Below are 1,222 nucleotides of genomic sequence, written 5' to 3'. Positions count from 1 at the left end.
ATGCCGCTGAAAAAGCGGCCTAACATTTGAACCAATCACTCTCCGGTAAACCCGGAGCGGTTCACTGCAGCCGCTACGGAAAGACTTCGAGACAGCGGATTTGGCCGCTCAAGAGGTGGGTTCAAGAACAGAATCCACCTCCTTGTCAATGCACACGACTTGCCCATAAGGGCGGAAATCACACCATGCCAGACATTGGACTATCTCGGTTTCGACTTGGTCATGAATGACAATCAACACCAGCCGAGCATCCCTCTGGTTGGCCTTGGGCTCGCTGCCGACAGCATTCGCAATTCCATGGACAGCCGTAACACGCTGCCGGTCTTCTCCATGCGGGAATAACGCAAGAAACGTGTTGGCGTCGGTCGGTCACTCTATCGCCTTCGCAACTTAGTAGCGCGCTGCCAAACCAAACTGAAGAATGTACGCTGCGTCGCCACCCGCCATGACAAGACCGCGGAAAGTAACCTCGGCTTCATCGGCATCACACCAATTCGCCTCTGGCTGCGTCAGTTTTCAAGAAGACCTAGCATTTCGATTCATGGAACAACGAAATTGTCTGTATTTCCTATTTTCGAATACCGGTTACTGCGAATGCTAAAGGAAGTAAGAGGGGTTAAAGTGGATACTGTTTTTCGCAGGGATGAGAGCAATTCTTTGAAACCGTTTTTGCGGCGACTGCCGACATTTTGTTTTCTTCGCCTGGCAAGGTTTCTTAGAGGCCTGACTTTCCTTTTTCTGGCTGTTGCCTCGCAGCTTCTACCGACGATAAGCATGGCGCAAGAGACAACAGTTAGAAACATCCAGTATCCTGTTGCTCAGCCTTTTGTCAGTACTCATGACGGGAAAACGCCTTTTCAAGTGCGCCTTGAGGTGGGTCAAGGGATGATACCTGTTGAAGGGCAGGAAGCCCAAGGTATTTTCGAATCTCAGGGGGCGGCTGAAGCAATTGATGGGACAATTGATCCAAATAACCCTAATGCCATAATTGTAACATTCAAACCCTTAAAAAATATCTCCCTAACCTTCCACCCAAATTTGGATAGCTTCGAATTTGCGAATGGAGATGAGTTGGGCAATTTGATTGGTGGTCCAATTCCGAGTTTCCCCGTCAGGTACGTCGCTCCTCCCCCTAACTCGCTTCCCATTGCCGATGCTGGTGTTGACCAGACGGTTGTGTCCGGGGCGGTTGTGACGCTTGACGGGACGGGTTCGTCGGACA

The 1,222-nt window shown here is 50.6% G+C and carries 1 protein-coding gene and 1 pseudogene; both read left to right on the top strand.

All coding sequences use genetic code 11. From position 1 onward, the window contains the following. Positions 1-96: 96 nt before the first annotated feature. Positions 97-519 (top strand): annotated as a pseudogene (locus tag GOW16_RS22940) (IS5/IS1182 family transposase); the annotation flags it as partial. A gap of 75 nt (positions 520-594) precedes the next feature. After that, positions 595-1,222: hypothetical protein (locus tag GOW16_RS22615; protein ID WP_170419825.1), on the top strand; the 628-nt coding region annotated here is incomplete at its 3' end.

Origin of the sequence: Ruegeria atlantica, assembly GCF_013033965.1 — a bacterium.
GTDB lineage: Bacteria > Pseudomonadota > Alphaproteobacteria > Rhodobacterales > Rhodobacteraceae > Ruegeria > Ruegeria atlantica_D.
The sequence above is the reverse complement of the archived record's forward strand: the minus strand, read 5'-3'. Positions and strand labels throughout refer to the sequence as shown.